This is a genomic window from Actinophytocola glycyrrhizae (genome assembly GCF_042653545.1).
Taxonomy (GTDB): Bacteria; Actinomycetota; Actinomycetes; order Mycobacteriales; family Pseudonocardiaceae; genus Actinophytocola; species Actinophytocola glycyrrhizae.
Map to the genome: position 1 here is coordinate 1 of NZ_JBHSIS010000017.1, position 20,228 is coordinate 20,228.

General features: G+C 70.2%; 17 protein-coding genes. 11 read left to right on the top strand and 6 right to left on the bottom strand.

The annotated features are described in order from the left end of the window. The 4 genes from ACFPCV_RS25915 to ACFPCV_RS25930 all read right to left on the bottom strand — a co-directional run. The coding region (locus ACFPCV_RS25915; RefSeq protein ID WP_378058938.1) for an NlpC/P60 family protein at positions 1 to 657 on the bottom strand (657 nt) is incomplete at its 3' end. Between the two features lie 98 nt (positions 658 to 755). Beyond that, entirely contained in the window at positions 756 to 3,770 is a 3,015-nt protein-coding gene (locus ACFPCV_RS25920; RefSeq protein WP_378058939.1) for an AfsR/SARP family transcriptional regulator, read from the bottom strand. Between the two features lie 225 nt (positions 3,771 to 3,995). Then, positions 3,996 to 4,790 carry an SDR family NAD(P)-dependent oxidoreductase gene (locus ACFPCV_RS25925; RefSeq protein WP_378058940.1) on the bottom strand — a complete coding sequence of 265 codons (795 nt, stop codon included), beginning with the start codon at positions 4,788 to 4,790 and terminating at the stop codon, positions 3,996 to 3,998. 16 nt (positions 4,791 to 4,806) lie between these two features. Continuing rightward, positions 4,807 to 5,397 (bottom strand): nuclear transport factor 2 family protein, encoded by a 591-nt coding sequence (locus ACFPCV_RS25930; protein ID WP_378058941.1) that lies wholly within the window; start codon positions 5,395 to 5,397, stop codon positions 4,807 to 4,809. A 261-nt stretch (positions 5,398 to 5,658) separates the two neighbouring features. Between ACFPCV_RS25930 and ACFPCV_RS25935 the strand changes: the two genes are divergently transcribed. The 9 genes from ACFPCV_RS25935 (at position 5,659) to ACFPCV_RS25975 (ending at position 15,176) form a co-directional block, all read left to right on the top strand. Next, positions 5,659 to 6,408, top strand: a complete 750-nt coding sequence (locus ACFPCV_RS25935; RefSeq protein ID WP_378058942.1) for an AfsR/SARP family transcriptional regulator — start codon at positions 5,659 to 5,661, stop codon at positions 6,406 to 6,408. A gap of 34 nt (positions 6,409 to 6,442) precedes the next feature. After that, positions 6,443 to 6,919 carry an NUDIX domain-containing protein gene (locus tag ACFPCV_RS25940; RefSeq protein WP_378058943.1) on the top strand — a complete coding sequence of 159 codons (477 nt, stop codon included), beginning with the start codon at positions 6,443 to 6,445 and terminating at the stop codon, positions 6,917 to 6,919. A 138-nt stretch (positions 6,920 to 7,057) separates the two neighbouring features. Further along, positions 7,058 to 8,056, top strand: coding sequence for a 3-oxoacyl-ACP synthase III family protein (locus ACFPCV_RS25945; protein WP_378058944.1), 999 nt, complete (start codon positions 7,058 to 7,060; stop codon positions 8,054 to 8,056). 6 nt (positions 8,057 to 8,062) lie between these two features. Beyond that, positions 8,063 to 8,950, top strand: a complete 888-nt coding sequence (locus ACFPCV_RS25950; RefSeq protein WP_378058945.1) for a 3-hydroxybutyryl-CoA dehydrogenase — start codon at positions 8,063 to 8,065, stop codon at positions 8,948 to 8,950. A gap of 73 nt (positions 8,951 to 9,023) precedes the next feature. Continuing rightward, complete coding sequence (locus tag ACFPCV_RS25955) at positions 9,024 to 9,491, top strand: hypothetical protein (protein WP_378058946.1); 468 nt, start codon at positions 9,024 to 9,026, stop codon at positions 9,489 to 9,491. 77 nt (positions 9,492 to 9,568) lie between these two features. Continuing rightward, positions 9,569 to 12,595 carry a non-ribosomal peptide synthetase family protein gene (locus tag ACFPCV_RS25960; protein WP_378058947.1) on the top strand — a complete coding sequence of 1,009 codons (3,027 nt, stop codon included), beginning with the start codon at positions 9,569 to 9,571 and terminating at the stop codon, positions 12,593 to 12,595. A 20-nt stretch (positions 12,596 to 12,615) separates the two neighbouring features. After that, the gene (locus ACFPCV_RS25965) at positions 12,616 to 13,362 is read left to right on the top strand and encodes a leucyl/phenylalanyl-tRNA--protein transferase (protein ID WP_378058948.1); all 747 of its coding nucleotides are present in this window, start codon (positions 12,616 to 12,618) and stop codon (positions 13,360 to 13,362) included. After that, the gene (locus ACFPCV_RS25970; RefSeq protein WP_378058949.1) at positions 13,359 to 14,105 is read left to right on the top strand and encodes an N-acetyltransferase; all 747 of its coding nucleotides are present in this window, start codon (positions 13,359 to 13,361) and stop codon (positions 14,103 to 14,105) included. The genes ACFPCV_RS25965 and ACFPCV_RS25970 overlap by 4 nt, the downstream gene beginning before the upstream one ends. 24 nt (positions 14,106 to 14,129) lie before the next feature. Continuing rightward, a complete protein-coding gene (locus ACFPCV_RS25975; protein ID WP_378058950.1) occupies positions 14,130 to 15,176 on the top strand; it encodes a methyltransferase in 1,047 nt (348 codons plus the stop codon). Positions 15,177 to 15,390: 214 nt separating this feature from the next. Here ACFPCV_RS25975 and ACFPCV_RS25980 read toward each other — a convergent pair whose 3' ends face one another. Together ACFPCV_RS25980 and ACFPCV_RS25985 are read right to left on the bottom strand one after the other, a co-directional pair. After that, on the bottom strand, positions 15,391 to 17,088 hold the full coding sequence (locus ACFPCV_RS25980; RefSeq protein WP_378058951.1) for an acyl-CoA dehydrogenase family protein: 1,698 nt from the start codon (positions 17,086 to 17,088) through the stop codon (positions 15,391 to 15,393). Between the two features lie 21 nt (positions 17,089 to 17,109). Further along, positions 17,110 to 18,681 (bottom strand): MFS transporter, encoded by a 1,572-nt coding sequence (locus tag ACFPCV_RS25985; RefSeq protein ID WP_378058952.1) that lies wholly within the window; start codon positions 18,679 to 18,681, stop codon positions 17,110 to 17,112. Positions 18,682 to 18,872: 191 nt separating this feature from the next. Here ACFPCV_RS25985 and ACFPCV_RS25990 point away from each other — a divergent pair, with 191 nt between their 5' ends. Further along, the gene (locus ACFPCV_RS25990) at positions 18,873 to 19,520 is read left to right on the top strand and encodes a thiaminase II/PqqC family protein (protein ID WP_378058954.1); all 648 of its coding nucleotides are present in this window, start codon (positions 18,873 to 18,875) and stop codon (positions 19,518 to 19,520) included. 11 nt (positions 19,521 to 19,531) lie between these two features. Continuing rightward, complete coding sequence (locus ACFPCV_RS25995) at positions 19,532 to 20,182, top strand: MOSC domain-containing protein (protein WP_378058955.1); 651 nt, start codon at positions 19,532 to 19,534, stop codon at positions 20,180 to 20,182. Positions 20,183 to 20,228: the final 46 nt, after the last annotated feature.

A 20,228-nucleotide genomic window follows, 5' to 3' on the forward strand; every position in this document is an offset into this window, starting at 1 on the left:
GTTGCCGTAGTACCAGAGGGTGCCGTCCGGCTTGATGCCCACCAGGTCGGCGCGACCGTCACCACCGAGGTCCGAACCGTCCACAGTGCGCGGAGGGCTGCTGCTCTCGACGATCTTGTCGTACCGGATCGGCGTGTAGGTCGCGGCGTTGGCAGCGCTCCAGACCCGTTCCGTCGTCCCGGTGTCCCCAGCCTGCTCGCGGACCCTCGGCTGGGTCTTCGCCGCGTCCGCCCAGCCGATGAACAGTGCGACGTGGCCGGGGTTGCCGAGTCGTAGCAAGGCGTCGCCGGTCCGCAGCTCCGCTCTCGGGATCTCGTGCGACACTTGGTGGAGCGTGCTCGTCGTGTAGGACAGCCGGAGACCCCAGATCATCGACACGTACCCGGAGCAGTCGGTGCGGTAGTCGCCGTACTGGTTGTTGTGGCAGGCGCTCATGCTGTACGGGACGTGCACCGCAAGCCAGGTCGCCGACCGGGTGAGCGTCTCGGACCTGGTGACAGGCTTGTTCTCAGCGTAGGTTCCACAGTTGAACATGACCCCCATCTCGTCGGAGGGGGACAGTTCCTGAGCCGCTGCCGGTACGGACAACGCCGTGGACAGTGCCGCGGTCAGTGCGACAGCAGCCACGGCGACCGCTGCGAGTCTTCGAATGATCACTTTCGGTCCTCCCAATCCCCAGGGGCTTTGTTCCCCATCGATGGGTACAGGTTGTCGAGGACCGCTCAAAGAGTTCTGAAAGCGTTCTGCCAGAGGCTTTAAGGGGTGGTCCGGACTTCCGCGGCCGGCATGGCGACCGCATCGAGGGCCTTGCTCGGCTCTCTTGCCTCGCGCGTGCCGTGGTGGCGGAAAAGGTCCTGGGCCTCGGCCCAGGTCGCGTCAGCCGTGTCGTGCTCGCCGAGACCCGCGAGCACCATGGACAGGTCCCGCAGGGTACGAGCGCGCCACACGGGCAGGGACAAGGCAGCCCACCACTGCAGCGCATGGTCGAGGAAGTGCCTCGCCTCGACCAGCCTGCCCGCGACGAGGTCGAGCTCACCGAGGGTGCGCAACATCAGCGCCTGTCCGAACCCGTCCTGCATGTCGTTGCAGACCGCGACGCAGGCGAGGAGATCGTCGCGGACGGCATCACCGAGGTGCTGACGGATCCGGACCTTCGCCAGCGACTGCTTGGCGTAGGCGAGCAGCAACCGTTCGTCAGTCGCCTGGAGCATCTTCACCGCGTGGACCGAGAACCGCTCGGCGCTCTCCATTCTGCCGGCCGCGCGGTGCACGATGCCTGTCGAGCGCAGGACCATGGACTCGCCGGTGCTGTCGCCGATCTCGCGGTATGCCGACGCGGCGTGCGTGCACGCGGTGAGCGCGGCCGGGAACTCGCCCAGTTCGGTGAGTACCCGCGCCAGCTCGTGTGCGGCCCTGGCGACGTCACGGGGTTCGGACAGATCGGCGGTGGCCAGGTTGAGCACCTCGTGTGCCCGGAGGAGCAGGCCCTGCTCACGGAGGACGGTGCTCAGGGCCAGTCGTGTTCTGGCCTGGTTGAGCCGGTCTTCTATCGACGCGTACGCGGTGATCGCCTGCTCGTAGTAGGCCACGGACTCGTCGAAGCGGTCCTGTTCGTAGCGCAGCCAGCCCAGGCCGGCAAGCAACCGTGCCTCCCCTACGCGGTCACCGGCGTCCTTCGCAGCGGCGAGTGCCGCGGAGTGCGTGCGCCACCACTGGCTGAACAGGTTGCGGACGGAGAACCGGGATGCGCACAGCGCGGATGCCAGACGGGTCGCGACGCCGGTCAGACCGAGATCGCTGACCCTCTCGACCACCCGGACGAGCCCGGCCTGTTCACCCTCGAACCAGCTGTCGGAGTCGATGAGCAGTTCGGCGACGATGCCGGGCGCCAGGTATGGGACGTCGGACGGCGCTACGCTGCGGCCCGCGGCGTCCACCAGCGCCAACAGGCTCTCGGCGACCCTGGTCAGTGCCGCTCGCACCTCGTCAGCCGGTTCCTCGGCCTCACCCCGCTCCTTGGCGAAGGCGCGGATCAGGTCGTGGACGCGGAATCGGAGCGGACCGTCGTCGGCTGTCACGTCGAGGAGCTGGACGTCGGCAAGCCGTTCGATCAGTTCCTCGCCTTCGTCGACCGAGCAGTCCAACAGGGGCGCGAGCAGCCACCCGCCGCCGCCCGCGACGTCCAACAGCCCCAGCCTGCGGAGAGCGGCTCGCTCGCGGTCACCGAGCCCGTTGTAGCTGAGTGCGACACTGCCGCGCACCTCGAGGTCACCGACGGCCAGTTCACTGAGGATTCCCCGCTGCGCGCGCAGCCGCTCCACCAAACGGCCCAGCTTCCAGTGCGACCGGGCGGCCAGCCGTGCGCCCGCGATGCGCAACGCCAGTGGTAGGTGACCACAGAGCCGGATGATCTCCGTAGCCTGTTCCCGTTCGGCGCCGACCCGGTCCGCGCCGGCGACGCGTTCCAGCAGTCGCATCGCCTCGATGTCGTCGAGGAGGGCCAGCCCGAGCTGGGTGGCGCTGTCGAGCGCACCGAGCCGCTCACGGCTGGTCACCAGCACGGCGCACTCTCCACCGCCGGGCAACAGCGGGCGGACCTGCCGTTCGTCGGCGGCATCGTCGAGCACGACGAGTACCCGGCGGTCGGCGAGCAGGGTGCGGTACAGCTGGGCCCGCTCCTCCAACTCGGCCGGGATGGCGGACAACTCCATGCCCAGTGCCCGCAGGAAGGTGGCTAGCACGTCGCCGGGGTCAGCGGGAGCCGCCTGCACCCCCCGAAGAGACGCGTGGAGCTGGCCGTCGGGGAATTGCTCGAGTACCTGGTGGGCGACGTGCACGGCGAGCGAGCTCTTGCCCGCACCCGGCTTGCCGAAGACGGCGCACAGCCGCCCCGCGCCACCCGTCCCGAGCAGGGTCGAGGTCAGAAGTGCCGTCTCCTCGGCCCGGCCGGTGAAGTCGGCCAACTGGAACGGTAGCTGCCGTGGACACGCCCTGCTGCCGTTCTGCCGGGACTCGGGGACCCGAGGCGGTTCCGGTCCGCTGCGCGCCACCTGCTCGAACGCGGCGCGCAGCGCCGGTCCTGGCTCCAGTCCGAGCTCGTCGCGCAGGACCACGCAGGCCTGCCGGTATTCGGCGAACGCGTCCGCCCGCCGCCCCGCCTGGTGCAGCGCCGTGATCAGTTGGCCGCGCAACCGCTCCCGGAACGGGTGCTCGGCGACAGCGGTCCGGAGGTCGGTGACCACTCCCGCCCCCCGCCCGGTCGCCAGGTGGGCGTCCGCCCGGTCCTCGATGGCGGTGCACCGGAGTTCGTTCAGCCTGGCCCGTTCGGCCTCTGCCCACCAACCCTGCGCCCCGCCTAGCACGACCCCGCGCCACAACGCCAGTGCGTCGCTGAAGTGGGTCGCCGCGTCATCCGGTCCGCCCTCGGCGAGTGCGGCCCTGCCACGCGCGGTGTCCCGCTCGAACCGGAAGACATCGACGCGCTCGGGGTCGACCGCGAGGAGGTACCCACCGCCTGAGCGAAGGAGCACATCCTCGTCGTGCAGAACGGCGATCGACCGGCGGAGGGAGGACACATAGGTGTGCACCGCCGCGCGGGTCTGTTTCGGTGGGTTCGTGCCCCAGATCGAGTCGACGATCTCGTCGAAGAGAACACCCTGACCGGCGCGGATGGCAAGCAGGGCGAGCAGCGTCGTGGGTTTCGGCCCGCCGATCGATGCCGTTCGGCCGTTCTGGGAAATCTCGATCGGACCGAGAATCCGGAACTCCATCTACCCCCCAGCACGCGTCCACCCGCTGTCCACACTAGTGGCCGGGGGAACCGGCATGAGGATGATTTGCCGATGCGGCCGAATGGAGCAGTCCTGTCGTCCCAAGGGAATGACGATGGGGACAAACGTGGAAGGACCGCCGTGAACTCCGCCGCCACCCACCACTGGCAACCAGAAGAACACAAAAGAGGGCGCCCCCGGCAGGGGCGCCCTCTTTGCGTGAGATCAGCGGCGAGCCCGCCGCCGGGCCCCGGTCAACCACAGCATGAAGTGGTTCATCCGGGGGAAGTGCTGGCTCGACGTGGCGACGAACTTCATCTGCCACGGCATGATCACGGTCCCGCGCCGCCGCTCGACCGCCTTGCAGATCGCGTCCGCGACCTCCTCCGGCGTGACCGTGGGCACGATGCGGGCGATCTTGGGCAGCTTGTCCTCGGAGTCCGGGTTGTTCGCGAAGTAGCCGGTGCTGACCGTGCCGAGCACGATCTCCGTGGCCCCGACACCGGACCCCCGCAGGTCGCTCTTCAACGCGAGGTCCAGACCGCGCAGGGCCCACCGGGCACTCGCGTAGCCGACCGCTCCCGGCCACACGGCGCGGGACACGCCCGAGTTGACGGTCACGATCCACCCCCTGCGCCGCGCCAGCATCCCGCCGACGAACGCGCGGGTGGTGAGCAGCGCGGCCAGGTAGGGCACCTTGGCCATGTCGACCAGCTCACCGGGGGCGGCGTCCTCGATCGACACCCAACGCCCGGCGCCCGCGCTGTTCACCAGCACGTCGACCTCGTGACCGTCCGCGCGGACCGCGGCGGCCAGCTCTTCGACGATGTCCGCCTCGCCGACGTCGCAGGCGTAGTGATGCGCACGGACGCCGAGTTCGTCGGACAGCGCCTTGAGTTTGGTCTCACTGCGGGCGACCAGCAACACGGTGGCACCGCGGGCGTGGGCGGCGCGGGCCACCGCCTCGCCGATGCCGCTGGACGCGCCGGTGATCAGAACGGTACGGCCGAGCAGTTTCATGGTGTGCCCCAGACGGTCAGTGCGTGTGGTTCTTCTGGTACCCGCAGGCGGGGCAGGACGCCTTCTCGCGCAGCCTGCGGGCGCGCAGGTGCTGCACCTTGCTCATGATCTTCGACTGCAGGGTGTCCGGCGGCGGCACGATGCCGAGCTGGCGCGCGGTGTGCAGGCAGTCGTAGATGGTGACGTTGCTGGCGAGCAAACCGTCCCGGAACGTCCACTCGTCGATGCACCGCACCGACATCGCCTGCCCGGTGGCCGCCATGTTGGTGTACGGCCACAGCCGCGACAGCGTCCCGGTCATCGTGTAGCGGGCGATCGCGAACTGCTCGGTCGGCGACGGGATCGGGTCGCTCACCCTGGTGATCTTCAGGTCCTGGTAGCTCGTCGCGAGCGCGTTGATGAACTTGACCAGTTCCTTCCGTCCCCGGATCGGCCACGGCACGCTCGGGTCGGTCCACACGATGTCGTCGGTGCACGTGTCCGCAACGGCTTCCGCGTCCAGCGCGTCCCACGCCGCGAGGTTGCGGTCGGCCCAGTCCTTCAGGAACGCAGTGTCCAGGCCGCCGGGCTGCTTCTTGGCCGTGGCCCGCGCTATCGGTGTGGCCATGGTGGTTCCTCCTACCGGCAATCCCGGTCGATTGGCGTGATTTCCAGCTGTCGCCCAGAATTGTGCGACCGCGGACCGGGTGGCGGCCAGTGCGCACGTTCCTGATTTTCATCTGATCCGTTCACCGGGTGGGTGTGGGTTCTTCACGTATCCCACGACGGGGTTCCCAGCCACTGACCCGCCGTGTGACCATCGGTGAACATCCAGGGCATAGTTCAGTGGTCGGAGTGAATTGCCATGAAGTTTCACTTACTGGGGTCATTGGAAGTCAGTGACGGCGCCACCCGAATCGATCTCGGCGGCGTCAAACAGCGTGCTGTGCTCGGTTACCTGCTCCTGCACGCCAACCAGGTCGTGCCCAACAGCAGGATGCTGAACGCGCTCTGGGACTGCCAGCCACCGTCGACGGCGCGGAAGATGGTCCAGAACGCCGTGTCGGCGATCCGGCGGATGCTCGCCGCGGCGGGCCCGGACTGCTCGGCGCAGCTGCTCACGCACGCGCCCGGCTACCAGTTGCGTGTCGACCCGGACGACGTGGACATGCACCGGTTCCGCCGTCTGGTCCACAGTGGACGGGAAGCGGCCGCGGCCGGCTCGCCGGAGCGCGGCACCCTCCTGCTGCGGGAGGCGCTTGGCCTGTGGCGCGGTCGCGCGCTCGCCGACCTCGTCGAGTCCGGCACGATGTGGTCGGAGCTGTCCGCGATCGAGGACGAGCGGTTGAGCGCGCTCGAGGACTGCTTCGACGCCGAGCTGCAGTGCGGCAGGCACCGCGAGATCACCCCGGAGCTGGAGGTGCTGACCGCCGCCGAACCACTGCGCGAGCGGCTGTGCATCCAGTTCATGCTCGCCCTGTACCGCTCCGGCCGCCAGGTCGACGCGCTCAACGTGTACCGCAGGACCAGGGCCGCCCTCGTCGACGGGCTCGGCATCGAGCCGGGGCCGGAGCTGCAGGCGCTGCAGCACATGATCCTCGAGCACGACGCGTCGATCCAGGTCCCCGTCTACGCCTGAGCCACCCACCGACCGCGAAAGGCAGGGGAGCCACATGAGGAAGTCGCGACACGAGCAGGGCAGGGCCTTCTCCTGCTACGTCTTCACCAGCGACGCCCGGCTGCTGCTGACCATGCGCGGGCAGGCCAAGAAGGCGTGGCCGGGAGTGTGGAGCGACTCGTGCCACGGCACCCCCGGCGTCGGCGAGTCCACAGCGGACGCGGTGGTCCGCGCGCTGCGCGACGAACTGGGGTTCACCACCGCGGTCGCCGAGCTGGTGCTGCCCGACTTCCACTGCCTGACAACGGGCGAGCTGTGCCATGTGTACCGCGTCGTCACCGACGAGCCGCCACGGCCCGACCCGGTCGAGGTCGGCGACTTCGAATGGGTGGACTGGGCGGACTTCGTGTACGCGGTGTCGGCCGGCGACCTCACGGTGGCGCCGTGGTGCGCCCCGCAGGTCGCGGCGCTGAGCTCGCTCGGCACCGACCCGGTGCGCTGGCCGCCGAACGGCATCGCGTCAGCCGCCTGACTTCCACCACCCGGTAACAAAACCAGGAACCCGACGGTAATTTCCCCGGCCATTTGTCGTGCACACCCGATGGTTCGCATTGCTCACGGCGTTGTGTGCGATGCACCATCTGATGGAGCGAACGAGCCGGGAGGATCGGTGTCCATCGGAATTATCGGGACTGGGTCGTACATGCCGGAGTGGGTGGTCACCAATGCCGAGCTGGCCCAACGGGTCCCCGGCACCACCGCCGAGGCCATCGTCAGGAAGACCGACATCCGCACCCGCCGTTTCGCGGCGGGTGCCCAAGCCACCTCGGACCTCGCGGCGGTCGCCGCGACCCGTGCGCTCGAACAGGCCGGCCTCTCGGTCGACCGCATCGACTACCTCATCGTGTCGACGTCGACCGGTGACCACCCACAACCACCGACGTCCTGTCTCGTGCAGGACGTCGTCGGCGCGTACGGCGCCGCGTGCTTCGACGTCAACGCCGTGTGCGCGGGCTTCGTGCACGGCCTCGTGCTGGCGCAGAGCCTCGTCGCGGTCCGGCCGGGTGCGCACGCACTCGTCGTCGGCGCCGACCTGTACTCACGCATCCTGGACTTCGACGACCGGCGCACCGCGGTGCTGTTCGGTGACGGAGCGGGTGCCGCGGTCGTCGGTGCGGTCACCGAAGGACGGGGGTTCGACGGGTTCGACCTGGCGTCCCGGGGTGACCGGCACGACCTGATCTGGGTCGACGCGGGCGGCAGCAGGCGTCCGGCGTCGCAGAAGACCCTCGCAGAGGGCGGCCACTTCTTCCGGATGAAGGGCAGGGATGTCACCGACATCGTCCTGCACGAGGTGCCGCCGTTCGTGGACAAACTGCTGGCCCGCGCCGGGGTGACCGCGGCAGACGTCGACCACGTCGTGCCGCACCAGGCGAACGGCAGGATGCTGACGCAGCTGGTCGAGCGCTGCGGGCTGGCCGGTGCGACCACCCACCGCACCGTGGAGAAGTACGGCAACGTCGGCAGCGCGTCGGTACCGGTGACGCTCGACGAAGCCAACCGCGCCGGCCTGCTGGCCGACGGCGACCTCGTCCTGCTGCTCGGTTTCGGCGGCGGGATGTCCATGGGCGCGAGCCTGCTCCGCTGGGCCGCCCCCGCAAGGAAGTGATCTCACATGAACAGGATTCGACGCGTCGGCGTCGTGGGATGTGGCGTGATGGGCGCCGGTCTCGCCGAGGTCTGCGCACGTGCCGGTCTCGACGTGCTCGTCGCGGTCTCGCGGCCGGGCCGGGAGAGCGACGGCAGGCGCAGGCTGATCGGTTCGCTGGACACCGCGCTGCGCAAGGGAAAGCTCACCGAGGGCGACCGGGACGCCGCGCTGGCGCGGGTGTCGTTCACGGCCGACCTCGCGGACTTCGCCGACCGGCAGTTCGTCATCGAGGCCGGGCCGGAGCTGGAGTCGGTGAAGCTGGACGTGTTCGCCACCCTCGACAAGGTGGTCGCGGACGACGACGCGATCCTCGGCTCCAACACCTCGTCGTTCCCGATCATCCAGCTCGGCCGCGTCACCGACCGGCCAGGCAAGGTGATCGGCACGCACTTCTTCAACCCGGTGACGGTGCTGCCGCTGGTGGAACTGGTCGGTTCGGTGCTCACCGAGGAGGAGACCGTCGCCACGGCGGACACCTTCGTGACCGACGTGCTCGGCAAGCAGGTCGTGCGCACCAAGGACCGGTCCGGTTTCGTGGTGAACGCGCTGCTGATCCCGTACCTGCTGTCCGCGATCCGCGCGTACGAGTCCGGTGTGGCGACGATGGCGGACATCGACAAGGCGATGAAGCTCGGCTGCGCCCACCCGATGGGCCCGTTCGGGCTGATCGACCTGATCGGACTGGACATCGTCAAGGCCATCAGCGAGTCGCTCTACAACGAGTACCGCGAGCCGCACTACTCACCGCCGCCGCTGCTGGCCCGCATGGTCTCGGCCGGACTGCTCGGCAAGAAGTCCGGCCGCGGTTTCTACGACTACCCGGTGCGGGAGAAAGTGAAGGTGGCGGCGTGAGCGGAGCTTGCGGAGCGAACCAGACAACACAGGGCGACCGCGAGCGGCGCCCCGGAGCCTGCGAGGGGGCGTCATGAGTGTCATGGACTTCGCCGACTACCGGCTGCGGATGCGGGCGGGCGTGCCGGCGCTCGCGCAGCGTTCCTTCTACCTGGTCGGCCTCACACAGGGGGTGCGGCGCGGGACCCGTGCGGTCGCCGCCGACCCGCGCAAACGACTGGCGGGCGCGATCCGCGCGCTGCACCCGAACGCCGTGGTGCACGACCCGGTCGAGGCGTGGGACCGGACCCGGGACCAGGCGCCCGCCGAGTTCCACCGGCTGACCGGGCTCGCCGCGGGCAGCGACGTGTGCGTCGCGTGGCTGCCCGACCGCGACGCCGCGGCCGACGCGGTGGCGGAGGTACAGGCCGCGCACCGCGGTGGCGCCACCGTCGTGGTGATCACCGGCGAGACCGACGACTTCGTGGTGCGCGCGTTCGCCACCGTCGTCCTGCCCGACATCGACGCGTTCTCCGACTGGCTCCACGCACAGGCCGCGTGAGGGGAATTGTCAAGCCCAGTTCATGGTGGGCGTGAAAACCTCATAGTGCGCCATATGATTCGTACCAAAGGGGTCACATGAACATCCGTCGGCAGCCGAATGTCCATGAACAGATCGCCGCCCGCGCGGTGTCGCGGCCGGACGGCATCGCGGTCGTGTCCGGCGACCAGAGGATAACCTATGCCGAGCTGGCCGAGCGCACCGGCAGGCTGGCAAACTATCTGCGACACAACGGAACCGGGTCCGGCTCGGTCGTGATGGTCCACATGGAACGGTCCATCGACACGGTCGTCGCACTGCTCGCCATCCTCTCGGCAGGCGGCACCTACCTGCCGGTCGAGCCGGGTGCGCCGGACAACCGGATCCGCGCGTTCGCCGAGGAGGCGGGCGTCACCACGGTCATCACCTCGGCCAGGGACGCGCACCGGTTCGCCACGTTCGCCGACCTCGTCGTGACCGCGGCGGCGGGCAGTGCGGGCGGCTTCCCGGCGACCGCGCCGGACGTGCCGGTGTCCGGTTGCGACGCCGCGTACGTCATCTACACCTCGGGTTCGACCGGCACCCCCAAGGGGGTGGTGGTCGACCACGACGCGCTGAGCTACGTGATCGGCGAGCTCGTCGACTGGTACGGGATCACGCCGGAGGACCGGGTGCTGCAGTTCGGTGCCCTGTCGTTCGACACCTCCATCGAACAGATCATGGTGGCGCTGACCGGTGGCGCGACGCTCGTGCTCCCTGACATGGCATGGGCGCCGAGCGAGCTGCCGGACCGGCTGCGCGCGCACGGGGTCACGGTCATGGACCTCACGCCCGCGTACTGGCGGCGGTTCCTCACCGAGCTCGCCGCCCGCCCGGCCGAGCTGCCGGTGCGACTGTCCATCGTGGGCGGTGAGGCGGTGCTCGCCGAGGACTGCCGGACCGCGCTGGAGCTGATGCCGGACGTGCGGCTCGTGAACGCCTACGGCCTCACCGAGACCACGATCACCTCGTGTGTCGTCGACCTGACGGCGGCGATCCTGCCGCCCCGCGGCGCCGCGCCGGTCGGCCCGCCGCTGCCCGGCACCACCGTGCACGTCCTCGACGAGGACCTGCGGCCGGTGCCGCCGGGGGAGCGCGGTGAGATCTGCATCGGCGGCCGCGGTGTCGCCAGGTACCTGTCCGCCGACGACCGCGCACGCGAGCGGTACGTGCCGGATCCGTCCGGGGAAGGGCGGATGTACCGCACGGGTGACCTCGGTGCGTGGACGCCGGAGGGAAACCTCGAGGTGGTCGGCCGCATCGACCGGCAGCTCAAGATCCGCGGGTTCCGGGTGGAGCCCGGCGAGGTCGAGGCGACGCTCGCCGCGCACGAACTGGTCGGCAACGTCGCGGTGACCGGCTACGAGCAGCACGGGCAGCGCAGGCTCGCCGCGTACTACACGGTCGCACCCGGTGCCACGCTGGCGGACAAGGAGCTGCGGGACTTCGCGGCCGGTTTCCTGCCGGACTACCTGGTGCCCTCGGCGTTCGTGGCGTTACCCGAGCTGCCGCTGAAACACAACGGCAAGGTCGACCTCGCCGCCCTGCCTGCTCCGGCGGCGGCCGCTGGACCGTCGGAGGAGGACGACGAGTCGACGGTCGTGAGCCTGTTCGAGCGCGGCGTGGCCCGCCTGTGGTGCCAGGTGCTGGAACGCGAACGGGTCGGCCCGCACGACAACTTCTTCGCGCTGGGCGGCAACTCCATCCTCGCCGCGGAGCTGCTCGCCAAGGTGCGCGGCATGTTCGGCGTGATGATCACGCAGGTGCGGCCCCTGATCCGGCTGCTGCTGGAGGACGCGACACTGCGCAGCTTCGCGTTCGCCGTGCAGGCCGCGCGGTCGGGCACGCTCGCCGGTGACGACACCAGGAAGCGCGTCGACTTCACGGCCGAGTCCGAACTGGACGTGCCGATCAGCGCGTCGGTGCCCGACCAGCCGGGCTGGCGGGACCCACGGCACGTGTTCCTCACCGGCGCCACCGGGTTCCTCGGCACCTACCTGCTGCGTGAGCTGCTGTCCACGACGGACGCGGTGGTGCACTGCCTGGTGCGTGCCGACGACGCCGACACGGCGATGACCCGGCTGCAGTCCACCTCGGTGCACTACTACGGCGACGACCTCGCCCAGTACCGCATCGCGGGCCGTGTCGTCGCCGTCCCCGGCGACCTCGCGGCACCGGGACTCGGGCTGTCCGAAGAGGACTTCGACCGGCTGGCCCGCGAGGTCGACGTGATCCACCACCCCGGCGGGCTCGTCAACTTCATCTACCCGTACTCGCACATGCGGCCGGCGAACGTCGAGGGCACCCGCGAGATCATCCGGATGGCGGCCCGCTACCGCAACATCCCCGTCCACTACACCTCGACGATGGCGGTGGTCGCCGGGTTCGGCACGGCCGGGGTCCGGCACGTCGACGAGGACACCCCGCTCGCGCACGCCGACCACCTGTCGGTGGGGTACGTGGAGAGCAAGTGGGTCGCGGAGGCACTGCTGCTCGCGGCGGCCGAACAGGGGCTGCCGGTGGCGATCTACCGCGCCGCCGACATCTCCGGCGACCGGGTGACCGGGGCGTGGAACACCGCGACCGAGATGTGCGCGATGAAGAAGTTCGTCGTGGACAGTGGCACGGCGCCGGTCGCCGAGCTGCCGCTGGACTACACGCCCGTCGACGTGTTCGCCGCCGCGGTCGCGCACATCGCCGCGACCTCCCTGCCACGCGGGGACGTCTACCACCTCACCAACCCCGGCAAGGTCAACATCGCCGAGCTGGTGGACCGGTTGCGGGCGCGCGGGCACCAGATCCGGGACGTGTCGTGGCAGGAGTGGCTCGACGAGCTGGTGAAGCTCGCGGTCGAGCACCCGGAGCACCCGATGACCCCGTTCGCGCCGCTGTTCATCGACCGCTGCGCGACCGGTGAGATGAGCGTCGCGGAGATGTACCTCGAGGACACGTTCCCGGCGTTCAGCCGCACGAACGTGGACAACGCGCTGCGGGGCAGCGGGATCGTGATCCCGCCGGTCGACGCGGCGATGCTCGACAGCTATCTCGACTACCTGACCGACATCGACTTCCTGCGGGCGGCGTGATGAACCGGACCCTCGGCACCGTGACCCCGTGGCGGACGCTGGACCTCTCCTCGGCACCCGCCGACGGACCGGTCGCCTTCCACGACGACCTCACCCCGGCGACGCTCCTCGACGCCTACCGGCACGGGCTGTACCCGTTCCCCGCCGACACCGAGGAACAGAAGATCCTCAGCGAGATGACGTACGAGGGCCGGGTGCCCGTGCTGGGGACGAGCGCCGACCCGTACGCGGTCGCGTGGTGCTCGCCGGACCCCCGGCCGGTGATCTTCGTCGACGAGGTCCACCTGCAGCGCAGCCTCCGCAAGCAGCTGCGCAACAAGGTGGACTGGACGACCACGGTGAACACCTGCTTCGCGCGGGTGGTGCGGCAGTGCAGGGCGGGCCGGGAACCGAGGTGGCTGACCGACCGGCTGGTCGCGAGCCTGGAGAAGCTGCACGCGGCCGGGCACGCGCACAGCGTGGAGGTGTGGGACGGCGACGAGCTGGTCGGTGGCACCTTCGGCGTGCGGATCGGCGGCGTGTTCTCCGCCGACTCGCAGTTCACCCTCGCGAGCGGCGCGTCGAAGGTCGCGATCGCGTGCCTGGTGCGCCGGATGGCAGAGAGCGGCGGCGTCGCGGTCGACGTGCAGCACGACGGCGACCACGCCCGGCTCATCGGCGCGGTGCCGGTCCCCCGTGCGCGGTACCTGGAACTGTTGGGCGAACACGGTTCCTCGGACAGCGCGCTGCCCTCGGACCCGCTCCCCGCCAGGGAGCTGGCGGCATGACGACCGTCGAGACACTGCGGATCGTCACCCTCGCGGAGCGCCCGGACCTCGAGACCGCGATGCTGGAGATGGAGGCGACGTGGCCGGAGTTCATCCGCCCGGACCCGTTGGTGATCGCGTGGGCGCTCCGACGGCACGCCGCGCACCAGCTCGTGGTGCTGGCCGGCGCCGAGGTCGTCGCACGTGCCGCGACGGTGCCGTTCTGCTGGGACGGTGACCCGGCGAGCCTGCCGGACACCGGGTGGGACGAGGCGCTGCGGCTGTCCATGCTGGACACCCACGACGGCCGCACACCGAACACGTTGTGCGCGCTCGAGGTCGCGGTGGTGCCGGGGCAGCGGTCACGGCACCTGTCCGGGCGCACCCTCGCCGCGGTGGCGGACAACGCACGCCGGCACGGGTTCCGCGACGTGGTGGTCCCGGTGCGGCCGAGCGGGAAGCACCTCGAACCGCACGTGCCCATGACCGAGTACGCCGCACGCACCCGCGACGACGGGTTGCCGTCCGACCCGTGGCTGCGGGTGCACGTGCGGGAGGGCGGGCAGATCCTCGGCGTCTGCCCGGTCTCGATGACGATCGCCGGCAGTCTCGCCCAGTGGCGCGGCTGGACCGGTCTGCCGTTCGACACCAGTGGGCCGGTGACGGTGCCGGGCGCACTGAACCCGGTCGAGGCCAGCGTGGCCGACGACCGCGCTGTCTACGTCGAGCCCAACGTGTGGGTTCGGCACCGGTTGGTTCCCTGACTCCTGAATGGAAGGTGCTCCGCCATGACCAGCACGGTCCCCGTCAACGCCGCACAGAAGATGCGCGACCGCGCCGCACTGATCGAGAAGATCGGCGGCTACATGCACGCACACGCGCTCGGCCTCGCCGCCGAGCTTCGCCTCGCCGACCTGATCCACTCCGGTGTGGACACCAGCGCCGAACTGGCCGAGGCCACCGGCACGCACGAGCCGTCGTTGCGCAGGCTGTTGCGTCTGCTCGCTTCGGTCGGGCTGACCACCGAACCGTCGCCGGGCCGGTTCGGGCTCACCCCGGTCGGTGACCTGCTGCGGTCCGACTCACCGGACTCGCTGTACGCGTTCACCAGGATGTTCACGCACGAGTCGCATTTCAGCGCCTGGCAGGGACTGGGGCACTCCGTTCGCACCGGGGACTCGGCCTGGGACCACGTGTTCGGCAAGAACATCTACGCCTACCTCGCCGACCTGCCCGAGCTGTCGGAGCTGTTCAACGTGGCCATGAGCCAGGAGTCGCGCATCGCGGCGGGCCACATCGCGGCGGCCTACGACTTCTCCGGCGTGCGCAAGGTCGTCGACATCGGCGGCGGTGACGGAACGCTGGTGTCGGCGATCCTGCGTGCCAACCCCGCGCCCGATGGCGTGGTGTTCGACAGCCCGGCCGGGGTGGCGCAGGCACCGGACGTGCTCGCGGCGGCCGGGTTGTCGGACCGGACCACGGTGGTGGCGGGCGACTTCTTCGAGTCCGTGCCATCCGGTGGTGACCTGTACATCATCAAGAGCGTGTTCCAGGACTGGGACGACGGCCCCGCGAAGGCGATCCTGCGCACCGTGCGCGCCCACATCCCGGCCGACGCGACGTTGCTGATCGTGGGTTCGGTGCTGCCGGAGACCGCGGCGCCAGGGGAGCCGATTCCGTTCTACACGGACATGAACATGCTGGTGAACTCCGGTGGCCGGGAGCGCACCGAGAGCCACTTCCGCACGTTGCTGGCGGAAACCGGGTTCGCGGTGGAGTCGGTGGCGCTGAAGGCAGCAGGCCCGCTGTCGATGATCAAGGCTTTACCGGCATAAACCGGTCCCTCCGATGGGGCCGACCGGCCGTCCCGGTCGGCCCCATCGTGGTTCCGCGACAAAGGAGTGCAGCGACTCCGACGGCCCATTCACCGCACAACGAGTGCCGTGAATGGGCCTTTCAGGGCGCCCAGCGCCCTGAACGCGCCTTTCAGGGCACTTCACCCGGGACCGCTCCTCCGGCCAAGGACGAAGACCACCTGGCACAACGGCCTTATGGCACCCGACGATGCAGGTTCTTGTGCCGGGACGGTCCCGGGGTGGGGTCGGCGATCCATGGCCCTTCGATCGACGGGTCGAGGATGCCGTCCTCCAGCCAGGTGTAGCGGTCCGCGAGTACGCCTCGTGCCACGGCTCGGTCGTGGTCGTCGGTGTTGCTCCACAGGCGGCCGAACAGTTCGGCTGTGCGCAGGCGGGCCTGGTGGCAGAACGCGTCCGCCAGCTCCGCGGCGGCCGGGTCGGTGCGGGACTTCGCGTACACGCAGCTCACGCTCATCGCGTACAGCTCCGCTGTGATGTCCACCAGCCTGCCCAGGAACTGCTGTCGTTCCTCCAGTTCGCCTGCCCAGCGGGTGCGGCCGTGCGCGAGGTGCTGGGCGACGCTGCGACAGGTCCGTTCGACGAACCGCAGGTGCGGGGTCAGTGGGCCGAAGTCGTAGTCGGGGTCCGCGGTGGGCGGCGGAACGTGCGGTGCCAGGGCTTCCTGCGCGATGAACCCGCGCAGTGCCTCTGTCGAGCCGTCGAAGATGCGGCCGATGCGGGTGTCGCGCAGCAGTTGCTCCACCGGTACGCCGCGTTCGCCCCGGGCGGCTGCCGACGCCGCGGTTTCGTAGCCCCGGCCGCCCCGGATCTGCACCAGTTCGTCGGCCACCTGCCACGCCTTCTCCGACGCGAACAGTTTGGCCAGTTCCGCGTCCATGTGGGTGTCGGCGCCCGCGTCCGCGTGTCTGCCCGTCACCTCGACGATCGCCTCCAGTGCGAAGGCGGTGGCGGCGATGAACGAGATCTTCGCCGCCACCGCTTCGTGTTCGCCGATCGGCTTGTCCCACTGCACGCGTACGCGGGACCACTCGCGGGCGATCTTGAGGCTCCACTTCGCCGCCGCCGCGGATACCGCAGGCAGGGACAGCCTGCCGGTGTCCTGTGCGGCCAGCGCCACCTCGAGGCCCTTGCCTTCCTCGCCGATCCGGTGGGTCGCGGGCACCACGACGTCGTGGAAGCGGATGACGCCGTTCTCCAGGCCGCGCAGGCCGAGGAACTCGCTGCGGTGTTCGACGGTGACGCCGGGGGAGCGGGCCTCGACCACGAACGCGGTCATGCCCGCGTCCGGCACCATCGCCAGCACCACGATCAGGTCGGCGAGCACCCCGTTGGTGACCCACGACTTCAGGCCGGTGAGCCGGTAGGAACCGTCGGCCGCGCGGACCGCGGTGGTGCGCATGCGGAACGGGTCGTTGCCGATGTCGGGTTCGGTGAGGGTGAACGCGGAGATCTCCCGTGCGCACCTCGGCAGGAACAACCGCTTCTGCTCCTCGGTGCCGAACAGCAGGATCGGTTGCGGAAGGCCGATCGCCTGGTGTGCGGCCAGCAGCTCGCCGAGCGCGGAGTGGGTGGTGTTGACGATCATCAGAGCCCGCAGGTAGCAGGAGCCCGGCAGGCCGAGGCCGCCGTACTCCTTCGGGATCCTGATCCGGAACGCGCCGAGGTCCTTCAGCCCGGCGATCACCTCGTCGGGGATCCGGCCCTCGTGCTCGACGAGGGTGCTGTCCACCTTGTCGGTGCAGAAGTCACGCAGGCGCGTGAGGAACGCCTCGCTGTCCGCGTCGAGTGCCCTGGCGGGCAGTGGGTCGAGCAGCCCCGGCCGGAAACGACCGAGGAACAGCTCCGTCCCGAAACTCTCCACAGTAGACACGAGGCGTCCCTCCGCTGTTGCTTACGCTGTCTTGGCTTCCTGTTCCTGATCGGTGTCCGCCTGCTTGCCGGTCGGGGGCACCTGCCGGAGCCGGGCGAACGCCAGTGCCGCACCTGCCGCGGCGATGACCGCGGCGACCAGTGCGCCGAGGTTGAGCCCGCTCGTGAACGCGGCCCGCGCCGGTTCCAGCACCGCCGTCGCCACGTCCGGGGGCAGGTCCCTCGTCGCCGACACCGCGCCGTCGATGCTGTCCCGCGCCGCCGCCGAGGTCTCCGCGGGCAGGCCACCGGGCAGGCTGTCGGCGACCTCGCCGCGGTACACCGCGACGCCGATGCTGCCGATGAGCGCGATGCCCAGCGAGATGCCGAGGTCGTTCGCGGTGGTGGACAGGCCGGACGCCGCACCTGCCTTCTCCGGTGGCACGGAGCCGACCACCAGGTCGGTCGTGAGCGCCATGGCCGGGTTCACCGCCGGGTACAGCACGATGAAGCCCGCGATCAGCAGCGGCAGCCCCGCCGTGCTCTCGACCTGCGTCAGCATCAGGTAGCCGACCACCTGGACGGCGAGGCCCGCGCCGATGATGATGCCGGGACTCACCCGCCGCGCGAGGATCGGGGACACCAGCGAGACGCAGACCAGGAGCACCGCGGCGGGCAGGATGGCGAGCGCGGTCTGCAGCGGGGACAGGGCCGCGACCAGCTGAAGGTACTGCGTGAACATCAGGTACACGCCACCCATGCCCGCCGCGGCCAGGACGAACACGCCGAGCGCGCCGCTGACCGTGCGGTTGGCGAACAGCCGCACGTCGAGCAGTGGCGCATCGATGCGCAGCTGGCGCAGCACGAACCAGACGCCGAACGCGATCCCGGCCGCGATCGTGCCGAGCGCGACGCCGAGCGAGTCGTCCTTCGCGAGGGACTTCACGCCGTAGATGAACGGCAGGAGCGTGGCGAGCAGCAGACCGACGGACAGCAGGTCCAGCTTGCTGCCCCACGAGTCGGTGTGCGCGGGCAGCAGCAGCGGCGCGCCGACGACGACGATCACCATGACCGGCACCGCCACCAGGAACGTGGCCCGCCACGAGAACGCCTCCAGCAGGACGGCGGACAGGATCGGGCCGAGCGTGACACCGGCGGAGATGCTGGCGGCCCACACGCCGATCGCGACACCGCGCTGCTTGGCGTTGTGGAACATGGAGAAGATCAGGCCGAGCGTGGAGGGCATCTGCGTCGCGGCGGCGACGCCGAGCACCGCGCGCCACAGGATCATCAGCGCCGGGTCGTCGGTGTACGCGGCGAGGATCGACACGATCCCGAACACCGCGGCGCCGACGATCAGCAGCCGCCTGCGGCCGATCTTGTCGGCCAGCGTGCCCATGGCGACGAGGAAGCCGGCCATGGTGAAGCCGTAGATGTCGAGGATCCACAGCAGCTCGGTGCTGCTCGGCTCGAGGTCCCTGGCGATGTGCGGGATGGCCAGGAACAGGATCGTCAGCATCATGAACAGGAGCAGGGAGGGAAGTACGAGCAGGCCCAGTCCCAGCCACTCCCTGCGACCGGCTCGTGGCCCGGACGACGTGTTCGCAGAGGACATCGGTGTTCCCTTCGTGACTCTCGGCTGATCGATGTTGGACCGAGCGTACCCTACCGGGGTATGGGTATGGAACCAGTGTCGGCGGCCGCCAGCTCGACCCTGACAAGAAGGCCTTGCGGTGCACTGGTAACACGCTCGCGGCGCACTCGCGTCCCTGGACGGCGGCCGATACCCCGTGCTGGTATGTCACCATGACCGACATCGTCTCGCGCGCGCGGATCGAGATCGCCAGGCACGCGACCGGCAACCGGTTCGTCGACCTGCTCGAGACCGGTGCCGTGCCGCGGGAGCGGTTGCGGTGGCTCGCGGGCGAGCTGTACCGGCTGGTCGGCAGTGACCGGCGCAGCCAGGCCGTGCTCGCGGCGCGGTTCCCCGCGCCACCGGCAGGCGACCTGTTCCTCGCGCTCGCCCAGGGCGAGGCGGAGGCGCTGACACTGCTGGACGACTTCGCGGCCGAGGTCGGCATGGGGGCGGCCGAGGTGGCCGCGTACGAGCCGCTGCCGCTCGCGCAGGCCTACCCCGCGTACCTGACGCAGGTGGCGGTGTTCGGTCCGAGCAGTGCGATGGCGCTGGCACTGCTGGCGAACGTGGCCGAGTCCGGTGGCACCTACGCCAGGGTGGCTGCGGCGCTGCGGGCCAGGTACGGGTTGTCCGAGAAGGCGGTCGGCCACTTCCTGTTCTTCTCCGAGACCCCGCGGGAACTGCTCGACCAGGCCGGTGCCGTGCTCGCGGCCGGGCTGGCGAACGGCGAGGACGCCGACGAGGCCGTGCGGACCGCACGGATCGTCAGCGCACTGGAAGCCGCTTTTTGGGATGCCCTCGCCGACGGCCTCGCATAGCATCCCCGTTCATGCCCCTTCTCCAGTCCGTGAACGTCGGTGTGCCGAGGGACAACCCCTGGAAGACCTCCGGGACCACGGGAATCGACAAGCGGCCGGTGAGCGGGCCCGTCGCGGTCCGCGCGCCCGGACCGAAGGGGACCGGTGCGGTCGGGCTGGCCGGGGACCGGGTGTACGACATCCGCCACCACGGCGGCGACGACCAGGCGGTGTACGCGTACGCCCGTGAGGGCCTCGACCGCTGGGCCGAGCGCCTCGGCAGGCCCCTGTCCGACGGCGTGTTCGGCGAGAACATGACCACGACCGGCCTGGACGTGGACGGCGCGCTGGTCGGTGAGCGCTGGCGCATCGGGGCCGACGTGGTGCTGGAGGTGTCCGGCCCCCGCATCCCGTGCGGCACGTTCCAGGGCTGGATGGCCGAAAGCGGCTGGCTCAGGACGTTCACCGCCGCGGCCGAGCCGGGTGCCTACCTCCGGGTGCTCGAACCCGGCGAGATCCAGGCGGGTGACGGGGTCACCGTCGTCCACCGGCCGGACCACGACGTGACCGTCGCGCTCGTGTTCCGCGCGCTGACCACGAACCCCGACCTGCTGCCGCGGCTCCTGGTCGCCGACGCGCTGCCCGCCGAGGACATGGCGACGGTCCGCAGGCGGGTCGGCTGATCATCAGGCACGACCCCCACACCCACGCGGGCGCCCGAGACGGGGC